Here is a 21,686-nt window from a genome sequence, read left to right on the forward strand (position 1 = left end):
TGATGGTTGCAGCAGCCAATCAAAAAAAATAGTAGTATGTATCATACTACTATGTCAATAAAATTTATTTAAAACACTATGCAGTATGCCTCCTCGGACAAAGGGAAAGTCATTTGTTTTATTTTAAGTCCTTTGGAATTTTATAAAATTTTCAGAAAGGAGTGTACAAAAAATGCGTGTCATTATTGCCGATTTCCGGTTAAATTGCACCTAAATCTTTCCCCCAAAGGATACACCCTAAAAACGGGGATGAAGCGTTGTAAATACAGAGACATTTTAGAAAAAATAAACATAAAAAAAACAGATTTAACATATCCTTTGAAAAAGATTGAATATAAAAAATATTGATGAAGGATCTTGCTCAAAAAATACGTAACATGCTGGATGAAAAAGATTCGTGGATATATTAATATTCGGAAGTTAAAAAGCAAACCCGGATAAGGACTTGATCCGGGAGCGGTTTGTCCATCCGATGGCATGGTATCGGAAGAATTAAATATAGAAATAATAAGGGAAATTTAGTATATCATTTTCTGGGTTTGTGAAGTTGCTGTTTATAACTGCGCGATTAAGCAAGTGAAGGAAAAGGATAATGATAAATTCACAGAGACTGGCTCAAAGATTTAAAGCCCTTGTTGAAATTGATTCTCTTTCCCGCCAGGAGAGAGCGGTTGCGCTGGAACTTGAAAAAATACTGACCACAATGGGTGCAACGGTCTGTTATGACACTGCAAAAGAAGCGGTGGAGGGCAATTGCTCAAACCTTGTGGCCAAATTTAAAGGGACGGTTGATGCAGACCCTATCTTTTTATCCGGTCACATGGATACGGTTGGTCCTGGAAAAGGAATAAAAGTCCGGTATGAGGAGGGGATTTTTAAAAGCGACGGCACCACCATTTTAGGGGCAGATGACAAATCCGCCATTGCCATTATTCTGGAGGTCATGGACGTAATCCTGGAAAACAATATTGATCATTCACCTGTTGAAATTGTTTTTACGGTTTGTGAAGAAATCGGCCTGTTAGGGGCAAAAAATTTTGATTACGCTTTAATGGATTCAAAATTCGGGTACATACTGGATTCAACCGATACCGAAGGGATTGTCACAAAGGCGCCGGCGGCCAACAAGATTAACATTAAAATTCATGGCAAGGCCGCCCATGCCGGAGCAGAACCGGAAAATGGGATAAATGCGATTGCGGTTGCCTCAAAAGCCATTTCAGGACTTCAGTTGGGTCGCATTGATGAAGAGACCACCTGTAACCTTGGCATTATAATGGGGGGGGTTGCCACCAATATTGTCCCAGCGCTTGTTGAAATTCATGGGGAAGCCCGAAGCCATGATGTACAAAAATTAAAACAGGTGACAGACAGTATTGTGACCGCATTTTATACTGCGGCCGATAGGATCAGAAACGATTCAGATCTTCCCAGGATAGAGGCCCTTGTTGAAAATGATTTTCCCCCTACAGATATTCCCGAAGACCACAAGGCCATTCAACTTGCCAGGAAAGCGGCAGAGAATATCGGTATCACTCTGGCAAGCAGGACCATTGGTGGTGGGGCAGATGCAAATATTTTTTTTAGCAGGGGGATTGTTGCCGGTGTTCTGGGAACCGGTATGACCGACGTCCACACCTTGAATGAATCCATTGATATCAAGGATATGGAAAATTCAGCAAGGCTGGTATTAGAAATTTTAAAGGTCCATGCCGCAGGAGACCTGTCCTAAGTGATTGCGTATTTTGACATGTTTTCCGGTATCAGCGGGGATATGACCCTTGGGGCGCTGATGGATCTGGGTGTACCGGCGGACTGGTTAAGGGGAGAATTGTCCCGTGTTTTAACCGGTTTTCGATTAAAGACAAGCCAGGTGTATCAACACCATCTGAAAGCAACAGACGTTGTGGTTGATGGTGTTGAAGAAGACCCAGTATCAAGGAATTACAAAGAGATTAAAACCTTGATTGAAAACAGTTCCCTACCTGAAAAGGTCAAGGTAAACAGCCTTTCCGCCTTTAAAAAGATAGCAGAAGCAGAGTCGATCATTCATGGCAAAGACATTGAAACAATTCATTTCCATGAAATCGGTGGGATTGATTCCCTTGTGGATATTATCGGTTCTTTTCTGTGTGTGGGGTATCTGGGTATACATGAGACGTATGCCTCCTGTATTCCTTTGGGATCAGGGGTTGTTTCATGTGCCCACGGAACCATACCGGTTCCGGTTCCGGCAACGATGGCCATTTTAAAAGGGATTCCGGTAATATCGTCTGATGCAACGACAGAGATTGTTACGCCGACCGGGGCCGCCATTATTGCCACGCTTGCCACATCCTTCGGGAACATGCCGGAAATGATCCTGAAACAGGTGGGGTATGGTTCCGGTAAAAGAGAGACCGGTTCAAACCTGCCCAATTTACTGCGCATCGTACTGGGGGAGGCGACAAAAAATCAAAAAAAGCATGGCATTGCCGTTCAAAAAGAAACCATTTGTGTGGTAAAAACAAATGTGGATGACATGAACCCGGAGGTGTCAGGGTTCTTGATGGAAATCTTGTTTGAACATAAGGCATTGGATGTTTGTTATAGTCCGGTTCAGATGAAGAAAAACAGGCCCGGACTCCAGATCGAAGTGATGTGTCAAAAAGCGGATGTGGACAAGATAGTCCATATTATCCTCACCCAGACCCCGTCCATCGGGGTAAGATATCATGAATGTGAGCGGGCCTTTCTTTTAAGGGAAACGGTTGAGGTTGAAACGGTATTTGGAAAACTGCAGGTGAAAAAAATAACCAATCCGGACAATAGTATCCGCTTTGTTCCGGAGTATGAGGTGGCAAAAAAAGTGGCAAAGGAAAAAAAAATGCCATTAAAAGATGTGTATCAGCAAATTTCATGTGATGCCAATCTCCTTGACCCAATCTCCTTGACAGGGATTGATACAGAATATAGAACTGCACAATGACCTTGACTCATAAATTCATATTGTTTGTTGCCACTGGTTTTTTTTCCGGTAAAATACCTTTTGCACCCGGCACATTTGGAACCCTTGCTGCGATTCCTTTTGGGCTTGTGTTTTTAATTATTTCACCGCCATTTCATGGCGTTTATATTGTCAGTTTGATCCTGATTGCCACTTATATTGCAGATGAGGCTGAAAAAATTTTGGGCGAGAAAGATCCCGGCTGTATTGTGATAGATGAGATTGCAGGGTATGTAGTGACCCTGTCAATGGTTCCCGTTCAAATATCTACGCTGGCAGCCGGTTTTTTTATATTCCGGCTTTTTGATATTGTGAAACCCGGACCTGTGAAATATTTTGAAAATAATTTTTCAGGGGGAGCAGGGGTGGTGTTGGACGATGTTATGGCAGGCATGTTATCTGCAGTTTTACTAAGAATTCTATATATATCAGGCTTATTTTAGGAGAAAACGGGATGGAGAAAGATTTGGAAAGAGATAAAGCAGTCAATACGGCAATAAGCCAGATTGAACGGCAGTTTGGCAAAGGATCTATCATGAAACTGGGGGGCCGGGCAATTGAAGCCGTTCCGGTCATCCGAACCGGTTCCCTGGCACTGGATAAAGCGCTTGGGGTTGGCGGATATCCCCGGGGCAGGGTGATCGAGATCTATGGCCCTGAATCTTCGGGAAAGACAACCCTGGCACTTCATGCGGTGGCCCAGGCACAGAAAACAGGCGGGATTGCCGTGTTTATCGATGCTGAGCATGCCCTGGATGTGGCCTATGCCAAACGCCTGGGAGTAGACTGTGATGAACTGCTGGTATCTCAACCCGATACCGGGGAGCAGGCCCTTGAAATAGCCGACATGCTGGTGAGGAGCGGTGGTGTTGACATCATGGTCGTTGACTCTGTGGCTGCCCTTGTGCCCCGATCGGAAATTGAGGGGGACATGGGGGATTCCCACATGGGGCTTCAGGCCCGTCTCATGTCCCAGGCCTTAAGAAAGCTCACCGCCACCATTGGCAAAACCAATACCACCCTTATTTTTATCAACCAGATCAGGATGAAAATTGGTGTGGTCTATGGCAATCCCGAAACCACCACCGGTGGTAATGCTTTGAAGTTTTATGCCTCCATGCGGCTTGAAATTCGAAGGGCGGCGCCCATCAAAGAGGGCCAGGACATTATCGGCAACCGCACCAAGGTAAAGGTGGTGAAGAATAAACTGGCCCCTCCTTTTAAAGATATCGAGTTTGATCTCATGTATGGTGAGGGCATTTCAAAAACAGGGGACCTGCTGGATATGGGGGTTGACCTTCAGATTGTCGACAAGAGCGGATCATGGTATTCCTTTGAAGGCGAGCGAATTGGCCAGGGAAGGGAGAATGTTAAACTCTTTTTAGTGGACAACACGGACATATTTGAAAAGATTGAACAAAAGGTTCGTGAGCAGCTGGGCATTGCAACACCGGATAAAAATGATAAGAACGGTGACACCAAAACCAAAGCCAAAGCCAAAGCATAACAGACTAGTGAATTAGGAGTTGGAATATGACAGGCAATGATGCCAGAAAGATTTTTATAGACTATTTTAAACGACACAATCATCAACCGGTAAGATCTTCCTCTCTTATACCACAGGATGATCCAACGCTTTTGTTTGTGAACGCCGGAATGGTTCAGTTCAAACGGGTGTTCACAGGAGATGAAAAAAGAGATTATACGACTGCGGTAACCGCACAGAAATGTGTCCGGGCCGGTGGAAAACATAATGATCTTGAAAATGTCGGGTATACCGCAAGGCATCATACCTTTTTTGAAATGCTGGGTAATTTTTCCTTTGGTGATTATTTCAAAGAAAAAGCCATTGATTTTGGCTGGGACCTTTTGACCAATGGTTATGGGTTTGACAAGGAAAAACTATGGGTTTCCGTTTTTCATGAAGATGATGAAGCCTATAATATCTGGCGGGATCAGGTGGGGGTGCCGGAAGAAAGAATCGTCCGGCTGGGAGAGGAAGACAATTTCTGGGCCATGGGCGATACCGGGCCTTGCGGACCCTGCAGTGAAATCCACATTGACCGGGGTATAGAATTTGGCTGTGACAGCAAAGACTGCGCGGTGGGGTGTGACTGTGACCGGTGGCTGGAATTATGGAATCTTGTGTTCATGCAGTTTGAACGAGACGATCAAGGGAACCTGACACCCTTGCCAAAACCCAGTATCGATACCGGATTGGGCCTTGAACGGGTCATTTCCGTTCTCCAGGGTGTTCCCACAAATTATGACACAGACCTGTTTGTTCCCATTATGGAAAAGGTCGGGGAACTCTCCGGTAAGAAGCGGCATGAATCAGACCAGGTTGAAGTGGCCATGAAAGTCATTGCCGATCATTCCCGGGCGACTGCCTTTTTGATCAGTGACGGCGTGCTGCCTGCCAATGAAGGCCGCGGGTATGTGCTGCGCCGCATCATGCGGCGGGCCATCCGGTATGGCAGGAGTATCGGGCTGGTCAAGCCCTTTCTGCACGATACAGTACAGACGGTGTTTACGATCATGGATGAGGCCTATCCCGAGCTGAAAGATGCGTCGGCCTTTATTTTGAACGTGGTGAAAAATGAAGAAGAAAAGTTTCTTGAAACCCTGGATATTGGGATGAAACTCTTGGAAACGGTAATCCAAGATCTTCCGGACCGAGAGAGTACCGTCACTTTAGTGAAAGACGGTAAAGAATATCCCAGCAAAAGAGAAATCCCCGGAACGGTTATTTTTCAACTCTATGACACCTTTGGATTTCCCGTGGACATTATTATGGATCATGTCAAAGAGATGGACATCGATCTTGACATGGACGGGTTTGATCAGGCCATGGCAGAACAAAAGGCAAGGTCCCGGTCCACGAAAAAATTCACAGGTGTGGGAGACGCTTATAAGGCGTTGACCTCCCAGGGCGTGAAAACTTCCTTTGACGGCTATGACAGCATTGAAGCAAGATCCCAGACCCTTATCATTGTCAAAGCGGACAAAGAAATTCAGACGGCAAAGACAGGCGATGCCATAGAAATTGTCACCGCGTCCACTGTTTTTTATGCAGAATCAGGGGGTCAGGCCGGCGATTGCGGAACCTTTGAAAATGAAACCGGCATCATCACCATCACGGATACAGTGAAAGACCCCACCGGTATCGTCATCCATAAAGGGGTGGTGGAAAAAGGGGAGGTCAAAAAAGGAGATTTTTTCACCCTTAAAGTGGATGCTGAACAACGACAGAAGACCGCTGTGAACCATACCGCCACCCATATCCTGCACGCGGCGTTGAGAAAGGTCCTGGGCGACCATGTTAAACAATCGGGTTCCCTTGTGACCGCCACCCGGTTGCGGTTTGATTTTACCCATTTTTCATCTATTTCCACCCAAGACCTCCGGGCCATTGAAAATGAGGTCAATATGCGGATTCGTGAAAATCTTCCGGTGAAAACCCGAGAGATGGATATGGATGAGGCGGTTAAATCTGGTGCCACCGCGCTCTTTGAAGAAAAATACGGGGATGTGGTAAGGGTTGTGTCCCAGGGGGATTTTTCCCAGGAGCTTTGTGGGGGAACCCATACAAAACAGTCCGGTGATATCGGGTTGTTTAAAATTTTGTCAGAAGGCGGAATTGCATCGGGTGTTCGAAGAATTGAGGCGGCAACCGGTCAAACAGCCCTGGATTATATTCATCGGGAACAAGCCCTTGTCGAATCCGCTGCAACCCTGTTAAAAGGGGCCAAAGAAGATGTGGCAGTAAAGGTTGAAGCGTTGTTGACGGACAAGAAAAATCTTGAAAAAGAACTGGAGTCCCTGAAAGCAAAAATGGCGTCAAAGTCTGTTGAGAATATGGATGATACCATCAGGAAAATCAATGGTGTTCGAGTGATTTCCAAGCGGGTGGATATTGAAAATCCCTCCCAGTTAAGGGATCTGGCTGATAAATTCAAGAACAAAATTGGATCTGGGGTCATCCTTCTGGGTGCGGAATCCAATGGAAAAGCCTTGTTGATTTCCATTGTAACCAATGATTTGATTCAAAAATTTAAGGCCGGCGATATTGTAAAAGCAGCAGCTAAAATAGTGGGTGGCGGTGGCGGTGGCCGACCCGATATGGCCCAGGCCGGTGGTACAAAACCTGAAAACCTTGACCAGGCGCTTGAATCTGTTTATCAAACAATGTCATGACCGCTTATTTCATAAGACGATTGCTGTTGGTGATACCGACCTTCATCGGTATCACCATCATGGTTTTTGCCATCACTCGTTTTGTGCCAGGAGGCCCCATTGAACGGATTATTTCCGATACCCGGGCCCTGCAGACAGGCCATGCCTCCTCCAATACAACCGGTTCCGGCGGTGGACAGCCCCTGTCTGAAGAACAACTTCAAAAATTAAAAGCGTATTATGGATTTGATAAGCCCGTGCTGACCAGCTATCTGATCTGGCTGGGTAAAGTGTTAAAAGGGGACCTGGGCCAGTCTACACGATATTATGATCCGGTCTGGGACATGATAAGCGAACGAATCCCCATTTCCCTTTATTTCGGTATCTTAAGCCTGATCATGATTTACGGGGTCTGCATTCCCCTGGGCATGGCAAAGGCCGTCCGGCATAAAACAGGGTTTGATAATATCACCTCCATCATTATCTTTATGGGATATGCCATTCCAGGCTGGGTGGCAGGCGTTCTGATGCTGGTTCTGTTTGCATCGAAATATGATGTATTCCCTTTGGGCGGACTTGTATCTGAATTGTTTGAACAGATGAATCCGGTTGAAAAAATAATGGACATTGCCTGGCATACCCTTCTGCCCCTTTTTTCCTATGTGATTGGGTCTTTTACCGTGATGACGCTTTTGATGAAAAATACCCTCATGGACAGCCTGTCGTCTGATTATATCAGAACCGCCATTGCCAAAGGGCTTCCCTTTAAAAAAGCCATTTGGCATCATGCCATGCAAAACAGCCTGATTCCCATTGCCACCAGTTTCGGCAATAATATCTCCATCCTTTTAATGGGATCTTTTTTGATCGAAAAAGTATTTAATATCAATGGGATGGGACTTTTGGGGTATGAATCCATTCTTGACAGGGATTACCCGGTGGTCATGGGTATCCTGGTTATCTCCTCCCTGTTGTTCATGATCGGAAATATCCTGTCCGATGTCTGCGTTGCCATTGTGGACCCCCGGGTGAGGTTTAAATGATATCGTTGAATCCTGTCACCCAAAAAAAGATCAGGCGGTTTAGATCCATTCGAAGAGGGTTCTGGTCACTGGTCATTCTTCTGATCATGATGTTTATCTCTTTTTTTGCCGAGGTCTTTATCAACTCCAAGGCATTGCTGGTATATTATGACGGCAAATTTTATTTTCCAACGTATACCCAGATGATCCCGGGCGCTGAATTTAACATGGGCTATGCATATGAAACCAATTACCGGGAGTTGAAAAAAAGATGTCAGCAAGAGACGTCATCCAATTTTGTGATTCTGCCGCCGGTGCCCTATAATCCCTATGAAAATGATTTGAAGTTTACCGCTTATCCCCCGTTTCCCCCCTCCTTCGGGGAAAAGCATTTTCTGGGTACGGACAATGTGGGCCGGGATATCCTGGCAAGACTGGTATATGGGTTTCGCACCGCCATTGTATTCTCTTTTTTTCTCCTGATCCTGAATTATACCATCGGCATTACCATTGGCTGCTCCATGGGATATTTTGGTGGTAAATTTGATTTGATCGTCCAGCGGATCATTGAGATATGGAATAATGTTCCGTTTTTATATGTGATCATCATTATTGCATCCATTGTGATTCCCAGCTTCATGATTTTGATTTTGATCATGTCATTTTTTGGATGGATCGGTATCACCTGGGTCATGAGAACCATGACCTATAAAGAAAAAGAAAGAGAATATATTCTGGCCGTCCGCTCTCTTGGGGCATCCCACGCCAGAATTATATTTAAGCATATTATCCCCAATACCCTGTCCGTCATCGTGACCTATGCCCCGTTTGCCATTTCAGGGGGGATTGTCTCGTTAACCTCCCTGGACTATCTGGGATTCGGGTTGCCGGCCCCCACACCGTCCTGGGGGGAATTATTATCCCAGGGCTGGCAGAACATGGAAGCCTGGTGGATTGTCTCTTCTGTGGTGGCAGCCCTTGTAACAACCCTTATGACGGTGACCTTTATCGGTGAGGGTATCCGGGAAGCCTTTGACCCCAAGCTGCACACCACCTATGAATAAAATGTATCACTCCATTTTCGGTCTTCAGCATAACTGCCCAACCCCGAAAGTTGAGTTAATAAACCTTTCGTTTGGAAAACCCCTTTCCAAGCACATTAAAAGTGTTTTCCGTAATTAAGAAAGCATCCGGATCAATGGTAAATGCCACTTCTTCGATTCGTTTGATCTGGTAATTATTGACAACCGCCAGGATGATGTCTTTTTTATTACCGGTATAGGCCCCTTCCCCTTTAAGGAACGTTACCCCCCGATTCAGTTTTTTCAGGATCTCATCTGCAATTTTCCGGGGATTATTCGAGATGATAAAGATCATTTTTCTCTCGTTGAACAGGGTGATGAAATATTCAATCACCTGGGAGGAGATATAACTCATGGCCATGGAGTATAGAATTATATCGGTGTCGAGCAAACCGAAACTGAAAGCAAATAAGATAAAATTAAACGCAAAATTATAGGTCCCGATGCGGATGCCGAATTTCTGGTTTAAAATAACCGAGATGATATCATTGCCGCCGGAAGATCCCAGGGATCGAAAGACAATGCCGGCACCGGCACCGATGATGGTACCGCCAGCCAGGGATGCCAGCATCAGGTCTTTGAAAGGAATTTCAAACCGGATGAAATCAATGGCAAGGGTTAGAACAACGGCACCAATGAGACTGTACAATAAAAACCGTCGACTGATAAACATCCACCCGAGAATGAATACCGGAATGTTTAACACAAAGTACCAGATACCGGGCGTGAGAAACTGGGTGTAATAATAGATCAGGATGCTTGCACCGGAAAAACCGCCGGTAATTAATCCATTGGGAATCACAACGGCCTTGACACCGATGCCGAAAATGATACTTCCCAGGGTGATTAAAAATATATTCCAGGGAATGGAATAGGTTATATCGTTAAATTTCATGGTATCTTCCTCATACAGGGATAAAAAAAATGATCCTGATAATATAAAATCACCAATAAATCAAGCCCTTTTTAAAGGGATGCAGCAATTCTCATTATAAAACGCAATAGTCGTCGGACAATGGGTCAGGCTTGCGTTATTGACACTTTTGTTCTGCCCTTAATTTGTTCAGGCTTTGGTCAAAAGTACAATAACACAAGCCTGACCCGATTTAGGCATAGTCATAATGAGAACTGCTGAAGGGGATGCTTTCTTTGGACGTCGGTTTTGATGGACAGTGCGTTTGATATTTCTTGACAAAAATAGGGCACTTAGCCTATTATACAAATTTTGGGGCAAGTTATCCAATACTGCATCATCCGTTGACGAAAGTATAGGATTTGGTTGCTTTCAGGCAAAAAAAACTCTTGCATAAGTTTTTGAATTCGTATATTTAATTCCGTCCGCTCAGAAAAAATAATGTTTATCAGGCAACAATAACCGATCTGTGTGTAGCAAAAGCAAAGCAAGCCAATATTTAACGAAAACTGAAGTAGTGATGAACGTAAGATCTAACATGAAAGATAAAAAAAGGAGACATCACAGCCATGTCAAATAAATCGTACTGTATTTACAGTGGCGGACTTAAGGGTGCAGAAGCAGCGTTTGGTGAATGTGCGGAAAAATATGGAATCGATGAAATTAATTTTTCATTTGAAGGGCATACGCCTTCACGGGATAAAAACATTGTCGTGCTGGACGATGAAAAACTGAAAAAAGGCAATATCAGTATGGAAATTGTATCTGCACGAATGGGCAGAAGATATGCCCAGGCAGATAAGATCAGAAAAGTGTTCCAGGTTATTTTCCACATGGTCAATAAGGGGTATCAGGTGTTTGCCGTCGGTTGGATCCAGGCTGATAAAACGATAAAAGGCGGCACTGGCTGGGGTGTTGAGCTCGCCAAATTTTTCAACAGGCCTGTCAGTGTTTTTGATCAGGGTGACAATAAATGGTATGTCTGGAAAGAAAATGAATGGGTGGAAAATGAACCGGTTATTTCCCATGAAACCTTTTGTGGAACAGGTACCCGAAACCTTTCCGATGAGGGTAAAAAAGCAATTGAAGATCTTTTCAGCCGGTCATTTGCCATATAAACTGTGTTAGCTGGACACCCGGCTATTTTACCCGGATCAGCCGCAGGGCATCCATCCTGAGTCGGGCTGAAGACAGGTGGTCTAAAAGAGACCTCATCCGGGTGTGAGCCAGGGTGATTTCTTTTTCTTTGATATCTGGATTGATTTTTTTTAATTCTGTAAGACGGGTGATCTCTTGTCCAAGAACCTCTTTTATATGGGCTTTTCCTTTTTTCATCATCCGTTCAGAATGCGCCCCGGCGATGGACATGCTTTTTTCAATCATGGAAGGGATCAGATGTTTTCTCACCTGGTCCATATCTTTGAACCAGGCGTTTTGGTCCGGGGTCAACTTTTTTGACAGGGCTGTAACCGCAGATGTCCCGGTGATATCATTTTTGTTGTGATCCACAACGATGCGAATGGGCTCGGGCATTAAATATCTTTCGATATTCAAACGAGCCGGCGCCACGCATTCCAGTACGAAAACTGTTTCCAGCCAAATCCCCGGACATCTCTGCCCCTTTAAAAGAGCGGTGGCACACGATCCGGTACCCGTGGTGATAAAAAAGTCAAAGGTTTGTTGGACAAACGGGTGATCCCATGAAAAAAAATCGATGTCATCCCTGGCAATGGCCGTTTCCCTGTTAAAGGTCATGGTACCTGACAAGTGGGTCAGTGCTGGGAATTTTTCATCTGTCATCTCGCTCGAATTCAGCTTGAAAAGGGTTTGGTCAATAAAATCAGCCTCAATGCCATAATGATCCAGAACCCGTATCAACAAAAGGTCAATCTCCGCATTTTGTTCTGCCCGGCTGATACGGTCAATGAGCTGGTGGGCTATTTCCGGTTTAAAGGAATTCATTTCAAGCAGGATGTTTTTTCCCTGGGCCAGGGTGTTGTCCACCGTGATACAATAGGCGGCTGTTTCAGCAATCAAGTTCTCCAATAAGGGCGCTTCAATGGCCATCGCTTCTTTTGATTGCCTGAAAAGGTCCTGAAGGGTGTGTTCGAAATGCGTATAGATTAAATGGGCACCGTTAATGTTTTTCCTGAACAGGTTTAAACCATCCATGTACCACCGGGCCAGAATTTCATGAACACTTCCCCGGATAAACGGCACATGAATTTGAATGGTATGTTTTTGGCCGATCCTGTCAAGCCTTCCGATTCGCTGCTCTAATAGTTCCGGGTTCTGGGGCAGATCAAATAAAAACAGGTGATGAACAAACTGAAAATTCCTACCCTCACTGCCGATTTCAGAGCAGATAAGAAGCCTTGCACCATTCTTTCTGGAAAACCAGGCCGCATTTCTGTCCCGTTGCAGGAGGGTCATGGTTTCATCAAACTTGGCAACACCAAGGGACATGTGGGATGCAATGGCTTTATCAATCGCATCCACCTTGTTTTTTGAACTGCAAATCACCAATATTTTATGGGGCGTTTTTAACAAATCAATGAGACAGGATATTCTGGGGTCATGGGCCAAGGCATATCCCTTGGTTTCTTTTCGGCCAAAAAATTCCTGGTTTGCTGCCTTGACTTGATCGGCTGTTGCCCCAAGGGGATATAAATGGGCCACTCGTTTTGGAAATCCTTTGATTACCGTCCGTTTGTTCCTGAAAATTACCCGGCCGGGGCCGTAGGAATCAAGAATCTGATCGGTGTGGTTTCCTTTTTTTATCAATTTTTTGATCGTATAAAGGGTTTTTTTATACTGATTTGTTTCATCAAGGTAGGTGTTAAAATCAAAATAACGTTCCGGATCAAGCAACTGAAGATGATGGAAATGATTTTTTACGCCCATTTGTTCGGGTGTGGCTGTCAGCAACATCAAACCAAAGGTCTTTTGGGCAAGGGTTTTAATAAATCCATAGGTTGTTTTTTCGTCCGTAATATGGTGGGCCTCGTCAACAACCACCATATCCCATCCAGCGGCAATGATTTGGAGCTGTCGTTTTTTGGTTTTAAGAAAATCCATACTGACAATCCCCAGTTGATGTTCCAAAAATGGATTTATCTTTGATATTTTTTGTTCAAGGCTTGAACAATAGGCCTCATTTAAGATCATGAAGGAGAGATTGAATTTCCGGTATAATTCAATAAACCACTGGTGAACCAGGGATTCCGGGACAACAATCAACATCCGTTCCGCCCTGTGGGTGGCGAGCAGTTTGTGGAGAACCAGACAGGCTTCGATGGTTTTGCCCAAACCGGTTTCATCGGAGAGCAGAACCCTTGGGATATAGCGTTTTGTAACGGTGTCGGCAATAAAAAACTGGTGGGGGATCAGTTCCACTTGACCGCCGATAAACCCTTTTACAGGCGACGCGTCATATCCTGCCCTGGCAGTTAATACCTGATACCGCAAATCAAACAGTTTATTGGTATCTGTAATCCCGGCAAAAAGCCGGTCCTGGGGCATGGAAAAGGAAAGGGTGTCGGGCAGGTCTTTTTCACAAACAATTGTATTTTCCCCGGAATAATAAAGGAGTCCGTCTGATTCGGTCACGCTTTCAATTGTCAGGCGGGCATTGTTTTTTAGCTGAATCTCGTCTCCGGATTTGAAGATGACGCGCTTTAGCGGGGCAGATTGGCGGGTGTATTGCCGGACGCAGTCGCTGGAATCAAACCGGACGGATATCATTCGGTCATTAACGGCTATAAGCGTCCCTAACCCCAGTTCCGGCTCGGCTTCACTGAGCCATCTCTGCCCTGAAATTAATGGATGCATTGGATACTCTCTGGCATATGGGTAGTGCCGCACTCGCAGGGAATGAGGCCGGGAGGATGCACTTCAGGAAGGTCAAAGAAGGACTGTGTCCTTCCTGAAGTGGTTTGTTTTACTTTCCGTTCAGGATTGAACCAATCAGTTCGTAGGAAAAGGGTTGGGATATTTTTTTTGTGCCGGTTGAAAGGGGTTTCTTCTGGGGGCCATGACCCGCCCCGCTGAAAGCGATAACCTTCTGGTTGCTGAATTCAACTTGGTAGCTGGGCCGGATACCTTTGCCGGTGGTACCGAAACAGACCTTGGCATCTGTATCCTCTCCCATATTTATGTATACTTTTTTTAAAAAAGCAGGTGATAATTGTCCCACACGGTCTTCATCCCAGACAATAGCGATTTTTGCTTTCTTTCCGCCTGCTGCACCTGTTTTTTTTGCGGGCTTTAATTTATCGATATGGGTTGACAATGCCCCGATTTTTATACTTAAATTTTTTACAGACCGTTCCTGAATTTCACCTTCCGCCTGGGGCCTCAGCGTATCCAGCTGACTGTTTACCTCCTGGTAGCCGGCCTTTGAGGCTTCAAGTGCATTCTGTTCAATCAATACATTGACATCTTCGTATAACCGGTTTATTGCCAGTCTGGATTCTCGAAATTTGTTGGGGTCCATCTTTCCTCCTTGTCTTAAAATTGAAACATTCTTAAATCACTTAGCCGGTGAGAAATTTTTCCAGTTTCATAGAAAACAATAAAAGAAACGGATATGATCCCTTCAATGCTATACTGCAGTGATCAAAGATACTGATATATTAACAGGCCTGGTATTTTTTTAGGTAAGCTGCCCTTTATGCACGCCTACTGCCAAACCGTATCTATATAGAATACACTGTTTGAGGAAAGAATTCAAGGGCTTGTCAAAATGAAACCAGGGTTTCCTTAAAGAGAGAAGGTGGAATTATGGTTTGTTCAGGCACTTGATTTGCGGTCAGTTGTGAATGGTTTTGACCCGGCCCACAAGCCCGTTTTTCAAGCGAACCTTTATCCCGTGGGGATGTGTGGCAGATTTTGTCAGGATATCCCGGACAATTCCCTGGGTCAATTTTCCTGTTTTCTGGTCCTGTTTTAAAACAATGGAAACCTCCAGGCCGGATCGAATATCGGTTCTTTTTGTTCCGTTAGTCATTTTTATGGTTTTCCTCCAGTTTTATGGGTCATGATGACCTGTCAATGGCTATCGTATCTGGATGTCAGGCTTTTTTGCAAGCCAGATGGTGTGCCGGCCGCCTTTTCCGGATTTCCGGGCCCGTGTAGTGATGGGTTGAGTGGCAAATCCAGTCCGTTTCAGACGGCGGGTGAAGACATCGTTTGTTCCGGAAGACCAGATGGCCAGAATCCCTCCGGGACGAAGTGCAAAAAAGGACAGTTCCAGTCCGGGTCCAGCATAGAGGCGGTCATTGGCTCTCCGGGTAAGCCCTTCGGGTCCGTTGTCGACATCCAGCAGGATGGCATCCCAGGCCGCTTTTTCCTTTCGGATGGTTTTTGCTACATCTTCTTCCCGGACAGAGACCCGGGGGTCATCCAGCGGCATTCCGGCAAGATGTCCCAGGTAATCCCGATTCCATGCGACCACAGCCGGGAGCAGTTCAGATACGGTGATGCGGGTATCCGGGGTCGAGTGTTCCAGTGCTGCTGACAGGGTGTAGCCCATGCCGAGGCCGCCAATGAGAATCCTCAAACCGGGTGTGTGTTTGATGCGGCTGCAGGTGAGCTCAGCCAGGGCCTCTTCAGAACCGTGGCAGCGGCTGTTCATCAGCTCTGTTCCGGAGATCCGGATCGAGAATTCCGTGCCTCGCTTTGCCAGCGTAAGGATGTCTTCTTGTCCGGGTATCCTGGCGCGGTCGATTTCTTCCCAGGGAATCATGCGCTTCTTTCCTCTTATTTCGATGTCACTTTTTATCAATCCCGGCCAGGTTGATGGTATTGTCAGGAAAAATTTTCCCGACATTTAGCAGGCGGAGGGGTGATAATCGTTATTTGTTTTAATATTTTCCCCAACGACTTCGTATAGGGGAGAACGGTTGTGAAGTCAATCTTTAATAGTGATTTTTTTTGACATGGAAGTACGATGCCATTAACACCATAAAAAATAGCGCTCTATCTTGACATCAATAGCGGTTTATTATAGGGAATAAGAGACTAGGCTTAACCCAACTCCGAAAAGTTGAGATACTAAATGCTTCGATATGTTTGACCTTTATGTGGCGCTTTTTGGGTTGTGAACTCAGATCTATCCATAAGAGTTGTGTGTCGTACAATCGCCTGCTGATTTTTTTCTTTTAGTTTCGCTGATCTCCCATCCTGTTCAATGTTTATTCGGTTGATTTCCCAGGTTTGATTGCAAACCGGATTCAGTACTTTTCGATCACGCTTATAGCTAAAACTATTTTTAAAAACAAAATGATCGTATGGTAAAACCTTAGACAAGGAGGTGAAAATGGTTTTTTCGACACATGCGACCCCTTCATTTTTTCCCTTATCTTTGTTGCTTCTGATCAATATTCTATTGATGTGCCTGTCTGTCAGTCATGCAGAGGTAACCCTGGATGGAACACTTGGGCCTCAAATGGCAGTCAGTGGCCCTGATTATCAGATCAAGGCAGAGTATGGAAAATGCATCAATAACGATAACCTATTTCACAGTTTTGGAAAATTTAATATCGATGCGGGTCAGAGCGCGATTTTTACTGGACCCGATGCCATCAGAAATGTTATCGGCAGGGTAACAGGTGGGACGCTTTCAACTATTGACGGGCTTATCCGATCAGAATTTCCATCGGCTAATCTATATTTGCTAAACCCCAGCGGCTTTTTATTTAGCCCCAATGCCACATTGGATGTAAACGGATCGTTTCATGTGAGCACTGCAAATTATATCTCCCTGGGAAATGAAGGAATCTTCTATGCAGATTCGTCCCAAAAAAGTGTATTGACGGTTGATTCGCCATCTGCTTTTGGATTCCTCGATACCCCTCCAGGTGACATAAGCGTCCGGGAATCTAAACTTGAAGTTCCTCAAGGAAAAACCCTGTCCCTGATTGGAGGGGATATTGAGATTACGGGCATGGACAATTCCCACCAGGGAGAAGTATTTGCACCGGGTGGAAGAATTGATATTGCCAGCGTGGCATCGGGAGGCCGCATTATCCCCATCTGTTCCGATGAAGCCCCTGACCTTATGGCAGATTCCTTTGAAACGCTTGGAAATATCGACATGCACAACAGCTATCTTGATGCCGGCGGAAACGGCGGTGGAACCGTTTTTATCCGGGGTGGCAAGCTGACGGTTGACAGTTCCTATATCTATGCCAGTACAAAAGGAGCAAGTGAAACAGCACCGGGTACTGGCATTGATATCAAGGTTTCAGGGGACCTGCTGGTGGATAATCCCGCTGGAACGGGATCTGTAATCGGGACCAATATTTTTGATAATATCACTGCAGATTCAGGCGGAGTGAGGATCAGCGCCGATCAGCTGGAAATTAAAAATGGTGCCGGTATCAGGTCTGTTGCATTTGTGAACAGCGGCGGTCGGAGCGGGGATATAACCGTGGATACCAACCATCTCGTGATTCAGAATTCAGGAGCCATCCAGGCAGGCACGGGCGGGTCCGGGGAAAGCGGTGATATCCTTATCAATACCGGTAGCCTGGACATACGGGATAATGGATTTATCTGGACAAATGCATTTGGTGGCTCTGGAGATAGCGGCGATATCCGTGTGACGGCTGAAAATGTCTTTTTTTCAAATGAAAAATATCCGGGATATCCCACAGGCATTACTACCAGGAGCTATAATGCCGGTATTGGGAATGCCGGTGACATCTATCTTCATACAAAAAATCTGCAGATGCTGGCGGGAACTGAAATATCTTCGCCCACCTGGACCCCGGGGCAGGCGGGAGACATCTGTGTGACCATCGATGAAAAAGGGTCCCTTACCGGCAGGGAAGGGATATTAACCGGCATATTTGCCAATACCTTCTGGATGGGCAATGGTGGAGAGATTGAAATCAATGCCGGCCGTCTTGAAATGAATACAAATGCAAGCCTGCAGACTAAAGCACTTTCATCAGGGAATGGTGGCAATGTAAATCTGAACGTGACTGCCCTTGAGATAAAAGACAGGGCATACATAAGCACGTCAGGCGTGTCAGAAGGAAATGCAGGCAATGTTGCCCTGAATGTGGAGACCCTTGATATGAGAGAAGGGGCATACATTACCACTTCAAGTGCAATGGGAGATGGTGCCGCCAGTGGGAATGTGGATATTGTTGCAAAAAACATATTGATTTCAGGTTTTGAGAGTTCAACAGATCCCTATACATTGGATTTCACCGGTATAAATTCAAAATCGGGCCAGAATGGCGGAAAAGGCGGTGATGTCAATATTCAATCGACATATTTTGAAATGACCAACAGAAGTCTGCTGACCACCCAGTCAGTGGGTCCGGATCAAGGAGGCGGCATTCACCTTGAGGCCAAAAATATAGTGGTACTGAATGGTGCCGTTATTAATGCCAGTGCTTTTGGATCAGGCGACGGGGGGATGGTGGCGGTTACAGCGGATAAGATACGGGTGTCCGGTGTCCACCCGGAGCTGTATATGGATCAGATCACGAATGAAGAAATGATTGCCCCATCGGCAATAGGGTCCCAGGCAGGCCTCAATGGTGGAAACGGTGGAAATCTGAACATCACGGCCGGCACCCTTGAAATACTGGATGGGGGGAGTCTGGTCACCGATACGTTTGGAAAGGGGAATGCCGGAAATATGAATATAGTTTCAGAACATTTGTTGGTTTCCGGTGAAAATGCTGATTTGAAGAACTTTTACATCAATTCCGGTGCCGATCCTAAAAACGCGGTTTCGAAAATTACTGCCAGCACCAATGCAACATTTCTGGGGGACCTGGCCACCGGCGATGGTGGAAATATTGCCATCCATACGACAGATCTGGTCATCAAGGAGAGCGGCCGCATCAGTTCTGAAACAACGACGCCGGGAAAAGGGGGGAATATTGACATTAGTGCCCATGGCGCGACACTTTTGTCCGGCGCATCCATATCTGCCATGAGTGAGCTCTCTGATCTGGCTGGAACAGCCGGTAGTATTCAGGTGTTAACCAGTGGGCAGTTTAACGCGGACAACGCTTCTCTTCTGACCTCTTCAGAGCAGTCCACGGGAGGGGACATCCGTGTCCAGGCGGATAACGTGAAACTGGTCAACAATACCCATATTTCGGCTAAAAGCAGTGGTCAAGGGAATGCCGGCAGTATTTATCTTACGGGACAACAGTCTTTAGTTATGGATACCAGTAGAATCACGACTGAGGCCAGACAGGCCGATGGCGGCAATATAAAAGTAGCGGCAGATGATATGATTCACCTGGTTGACAGTGAAATAACCGCGAGTGTCGGTGGCGGAGATCAGACAACCGGAGGAAATATCAGCATTGATCCTCAATATGTTATCCTAAAAAACAGCCGGATCACAGCAAATGCCTTTGAAGGAAAAGGGGGAAACATCGATATTGTTTCCGATGTGTTCCTGGCTGATCCGGGCAGTATGATTGATGCGTCTTCCTCTCTTGGAATTGATGGACAAGTGGACATCCGCGCACCGATAACCCATGTCAGCAGTCTGGTATCGCCATTGTCAAAGGATTTTAGAAATGTGGTCGCCCTCCTTCGAAAACCCTGCATGGCAAGGGTGCATAAGGGAGAATACAGTAGCTTCATGATAAAGGGGCGGGACAGCCTGCCGGTGGAACCCGGACAATTTTTATCAAGCCCCCTGTCCATCGAGTAAATTGTTTGCAAGTCCATGGAAAAAAAGTTTCAAGGTGTGTGCGAAATGAAACAGTTAGGGACATTAAAACAAGACAGTCATCACCCGGGAAGTGATAAATCCGTTCACTTTTTCTTCCTGCCAATTTTATTGTTAATCGTATCGGTTGTCAGTTCCCAGGCCCAGGAGTTCCTTTTGCTTGATCCGACAGGTTATCCCGGGGAGAAAAGGTTGCCCCTGATGGAACCCCGGCCTTCTGATAACCCCCCAGGATTGATTTTGCCTGTCCAGCCGGCTGTCAAAAATAAAACCGACCCGGTGCCCATACCCGAAATCATGGTCCGGGAGATTGTGGTAACTGGCAATACCGTCTTTTCTGATCTGGAATTGGGCCAAATTACAGCCCCATACCTGAACCGGTTACTGACCAATGAGATGCTTGATGAGATTCGTCATACCCTGACCCTTCACTATATAAACAATGGGTATGTAAATTCAGGTGCCATCATTCCCGATCAGGCAGTTGTTGATGGAAAACTTATTTTTAACATTATCGAGGGGAGGATCTCCCAAATAGTGGTGAAAGGCAATAAATGGTTTCGTAAGGAATATATAGCCGACCGCATTTGTCTTGATGCAGGCCCTGCCCTGAATATAGGTACCCTGCAAAAACGATTGCAGCAGTTGCAGCAGGATCAGCGCATTGATCATGTTCAGGCGGAACTTAAACCCGGGGTAACCCTTGGAGAGAGCCTGATGAAGGTGGAAGTGGAAGAAAAAAATCCCTATCAAATTCTATTTGGATATGACAATTACCAGGCGCCAACCATTGGGGCAGAAAGAGGGCTTGCAACCCTAATTCACCAGAACCTCACAGGCCACGGGGATATCCTGAATCTGACCGGGGTGGCATCTGAGGATAATGATCCCCAAATGGATTTCTGGTATACACTTCCCATCACTTCTCAGGATACCACTTTGACCGTGAGTTACAGAAAGAACGATCTTGATATCAGGGAGGAACCCTTTGAAACTCTTGATATAGTAAGTGAATCCGAGGTGTTTCAGATCACTTTGAGGCATCCTTTTTACCGGACTCTTACCCAGGAATTTGCCATGGCATTTTCCGGGGAAAACAACAAAAACAAGGCTTTTCTCCTCGGAGAGCCCTTCTCTTTTTCCCCGGGTGCTGTTGATGGAGAATCCATCAATACGGTGTTGCGGTTCGCTCAAGAGTGGACACATCGCACCCGGAAACAGGTGGTTGCCGCACGTTCCAAATTCAGCTTTGGCATCAATGAGATGAATGCCACCATCCATGACAACGATCTTCCTGATGGCCGGTTTTTCGCCTGGCTGGGCCAGATCCAGTGGGCCGGGAGACTGGATGCCCTGGACACCCAGTTGATATTTCGAACAGACCTTCAGCTTTCCAATGATTCTTTGCTGGGGCTCGAACAAATTGCTGTTGGGGGCCGTTACAGCGTGAGGGGGTATCGTGAGAACCAGATGGTCCGGGACCAGGCCCTGATTACGTCCGTCGAAGCCCGGGTTCCGCTGATTCGGGAGAGAGGCTGGACAGAATATCTTCAGCTGGCAGCTTTCTTTGATTTCGGTGCAGCATGGAATAAATTTTTAACGACACCCTCGCCGAATAATATTTCAAGTATCGGTCTGGGGTTGAGGTGGGCCGGCATCTTAATGAAATCTCCTTTTGAAATAAGACCAAAATTTGAAATTTACTGGGGCTGTCCCCTCAGGGATGTTGATACACCTGGCGGAAATCTCCAGGATCATGGGATACACTTTCAATTTGTCGTAAAAAATTTTTAAC

At 45.8% G+C, this 21,686-nt stretch carries 15 protein-coding genes; 10 read left to right on the plus strand and 5 right to left on the minus strand.

The window, feature by feature from the left end; genetic code table 11:
- Window positions 1-592 precede the first annotated feature (592 nt).
- From Q1Q15_RS12690 to Q1Q15_RS12720, 7 genes are read left to right on the plus strand one after another with little or no spacing between them, the layout of a single operon-like run.
- A complete protein-coding gene (locus Q1Q15_RS12690; protein ID WP_300460389.1) occupies window positions 593-1,732 on the plus strand; it encodes a M20/M25/M40 family metallo-hydrolase in 1,140 nt (379 codons plus the stop codon).
- Window positions 1,733-2,968 carry a nickel pincer cofactor biosynthesis protein LarC gene (larC, locus tag Q1Q15_RS12695; protein WP_300460390.1) on the plus strand — a complete coding sequence of 412 codons (1,236 nt, stop codon included), beginning with the start codon at window positions 1,733-1,735 and terminating at the stop codon, window positions 2,966-2,968.
- Window positions 2,965-3,429 carry a phosphatidylglycerophosphatase A gene (locus tag Q1Q15_RS12700; RefSeq protein ID WP_300460393.1) on the plus strand — a complete coding sequence of 155 codons (465 nt, stop codon included), beginning with the start codon at window positions 2,965-2,967 and terminating at the stop codon, window positions 3,427-3,429. Before larC ends, Q1Q15_RS12700 begins: the two co-directional genes overlap by 4 nt.
- An 11-nt stretch (window positions 3,430-3,440) precedes the next feature.
- Window positions 3,441-4,493 (plus strand): recombinase RecA, encoded by a 1,053-nt coding sequence (gene recA / locus Q1Q15_RS12705; protein ID WP_300460396.1) that lies wholly within the window; start codon window positions 3,441-3,443, stop codon window positions 4,491-4,493.
- Window positions 4,494-4,519: 26 nt separating this feature from the next.
- Window positions 4,520-7,183, plus strand: coding sequence for an alanine--tRNA ligase (gene alaS, locus Q1Q15_RS12710; RefSeq protein ID WP_300460399.1), 2,664 nt, complete (start codon window positions 4,520-4,522; stop codon window positions 7,181-7,183).
- Window positions 7,180-8,205 (plus strand): ABC transporter permease subunit, encoded by a 1,026-nt coding sequence (locus tag Q1Q15_RS12715; RefSeq protein ID WP_300460402.1) that lies wholly within the window; start codon window positions 7,180-7,182, stop codon window positions 8,203-8,205. The genes alaS and Q1Q15_RS12715 overlap by 4 nt, the downstream gene beginning before the upstream one ends.
- Window positions 8,202-9,248, plus strand: coding sequence for an ABC transporter permease subunit (locus tag Q1Q15_RS12720; protein ID WP_300460404.1), 1,047 nt, complete (start codon window positions 8,202-8,204; stop codon window positions 9,246-9,248). Before Q1Q15_RS12715 ends, Q1Q15_RS12720 begins: the two co-directional genes overlap by 4 nt.
- Before the next feature lie 55 nt (window positions 9,249-9,303).
- Here the strand turns inward: Q1Q15_RS12720 and Q1Q15_RS12725 are convergent, their stop codons facing one another.
- Window positions 9,304-10,161 (minus strand): YitT family protein, encoded by an 858-nt coding sequence (locus Q1Q15_RS12725; RefSeq protein ID WP_300460406.1) that lies wholly within the window; start codon window positions 10,159-10,161, stop codon window positions 9,304-9,306.
- A gap of 587 nt (window positions 10,162-10,748) precedes the next feature.
- On the opposite strand from Q1Q15_RS12725, the gene Q1Q15_RS12730 reads away from it, so the two are divergent.
- Window positions 10,749-11,297 carry a hypothetical protein gene (locus Q1Q15_RS12730; protein WP_300460408.1) on the plus strand — a complete coding sequence of 183 codons (549 nt, stop codon included), beginning with the start codon at window positions 10,749-10,751 and terminating at the stop codon, window positions 11,295-11,297.
- A 22-nt stretch (window positions 11,298-11,319) separates the two neighbouring features.
- Here Q1Q15_RS12730 and Q1Q15_RS12735 read toward each other — a convergent pair whose 3' ends face one another.
- From Q1Q15_RS12735 to Q1Q15_RS12750, 4 genes are all read right to left on the minus strand, one after another.
- Window positions 11,320-14,010, minus strand: coding sequence for an SNF2-related protein (locus Q1Q15_RS12735; protein WP_300460410.1), 2,691 nt, complete (start codon window positions 14,008-14,010; stop codon window positions 11,320-11,322).
- A gap of 109 nt (window positions 14,011-14,119) precedes the next feature.
- Entirely contained in the window at window positions 14,120-14,674 is a 555-nt protein-coding gene (locus Q1Q15_RS12740; RefSeq protein ID WP_300460412.1) for a hypothetical protein, read from the minus strand.
- A gap of 315 nt (window positions 14,675-14,989) precedes the next feature.
- Entirely contained in the window at window positions 14,990-15,187 is a 198-nt protein-coding gene (locus Q1Q15_RS12745; RefSeq protein ID WP_300460415.1) for a YwbE family protein, read from the minus strand.
- A 48-nt stretch (window positions 15,188-15,235) separates the two neighbouring features.
- Complete coding sequence (locus Q1Q15_RS12750) at window positions 15,236-15,925, minus strand: hypothetical protein (RefSeq protein ID WP_300460416.1); 690 nt, start codon at window positions 15,923-15,925, stop codon at window positions 15,236-15,238.
- A gap of 573 nt (window positions 15,926-16,498) precedes the next feature.
- Between Q1Q15_RS12750 and Q1Q15_RS12755 the strand changes: the two genes are divergently transcribed.
- Window positions 16,499-19,873: a filamentous hemagglutinin N-terminal domain-containing protein gene (locus tag Q1Q15_RS12755; protein ID WP_300460419.1), complete on the plus strand. Its 3,375-nt coding sequence runs from the start codon at window positions 16,499-16,501 to the stop codon at window positions 19,871-19,873.
- 45 nt (window positions 19,874-19,918) lie between these two features.
- Entirely contained in the window at window positions 19,919-21,685 is a 1,767-nt protein-coding gene (locus Q1Q15_RS12760) for a ShlB/FhaC/HecB family hemolysin secretion/activation protein (RefSeq protein ID WP_300460421.1), read from the plus strand.
- Window position 21,686 lies beyond the last annotated feature (1 nt).

Origin of the sequence: Desulfobacula sp. (assembly GCF_030145145.1) — a bacterium.
In the GTDB taxonomy this organism is placed as follows: Bacteria; Desulfobacterota; Desulfobacteria; order Desulfobacterales; family Desulfobacteraceae; genus Desulfobacula.

Excerpts from the sequence above, each read along its gene's own strand:
- Q1Q15_RS12730 (WP_300460408.1), top strand. The coding sequence starts at position 10,749 with ATGTCAAATAAATCGTACTGTATTTACAGTGGCGGACTTAAGGGTGCA.
- Q1Q15_RS12760 (WP_300460421.1), top strand. The coding sequence starts at position 19,919 with ATGAAACAGTTAGGGACATTAAAACAAGACAGTCATCACCCGGGAAGT.
- Q1Q15_RS12755 (WP_300460419.1), top strand. The coding sequence starts at position 16,499 with ATGGTTTTTTCGACACATGCGACCCCTTCATTTTTTCCCTTATCTTTG.
- Q1Q15_RS12735 (WP_300460410.1), bottom strand. The coding sequence starts at position 14,010 with ATGCATCCATTAATTTCAGGGCAGAGATGGCTCAGTGAAGCCGAGCCG.
- alaS (WP_300460399.1), top strand. The coding sequence starts at position 4,520 with ATGACAGGCAATGATGCCAGAAAGATTTTTATAGACTATTTTAAACGA.
- Q1Q15_RS12740 (WP_300460412.1), bottom strand. The coding sequence starts at position 14,674 with ATGGACCCCAACAAATTTCGAGAATCCAGACTGGCAATAAACCGGTTA.
- Q1Q15_RS12745 (WP_300460415.1), bottom strand. The coding sequence starts at position 15,187 with ATGACTAACGGAACAAAAAGAACCGATATTCGATCCGGCCTGGAGGTT.
- Q1Q15_RS12690 (WP_300460389.1), top strand. The coding sequence starts at position 593 with ATGATAAATTCACAGAGACTGGCTCAAAGATTTAAAGCCCTTGTTGAA.
- Q1Q15_RS12720 (WP_300460404.1), top strand. The coding sequence starts at position 8,202 with ATGATATCGTTGAATCCTGTCACCCAAAAAAAGATCAGGCGGTTTAGA.
- Q1Q15_RS12700 (WP_300460393.1), top strand. The coding sequence starts at position 2,965 with ATGACCTTGACTCATAAATTCATATTGTTTGTTGCCACTGGTTTTTTT.
- Q1Q15_RS12725 (WP_300460406.1), bottom strand. The coding sequence starts at position 10,161 with ATGAAATTTAACGATATAACCTATTCCATTCCCTGGAATATATTTTTA.
- Q1Q15_RS12750 (WP_300460416.1), bottom strand. The coding sequence starts at position 15,925 with ATGATTCCCTGGGAAGAAATCGACCGCGCCAGGATACCCGGACAAGAA.
- recA (WP_300460396.1), top strand. The coding sequence starts at position 3,441 with ATGGAGAAAGATTTGGAAAGAGATAAAGCAGTCAATACGGCAATAAGC.
- Q1Q15_RS12715 (WP_300460402.1), top strand. The coding sequence starts at position 7,180 with ATGACCGCTTATTTCATAAGACGATTGCTGTTGGTGATACCGACCTTC.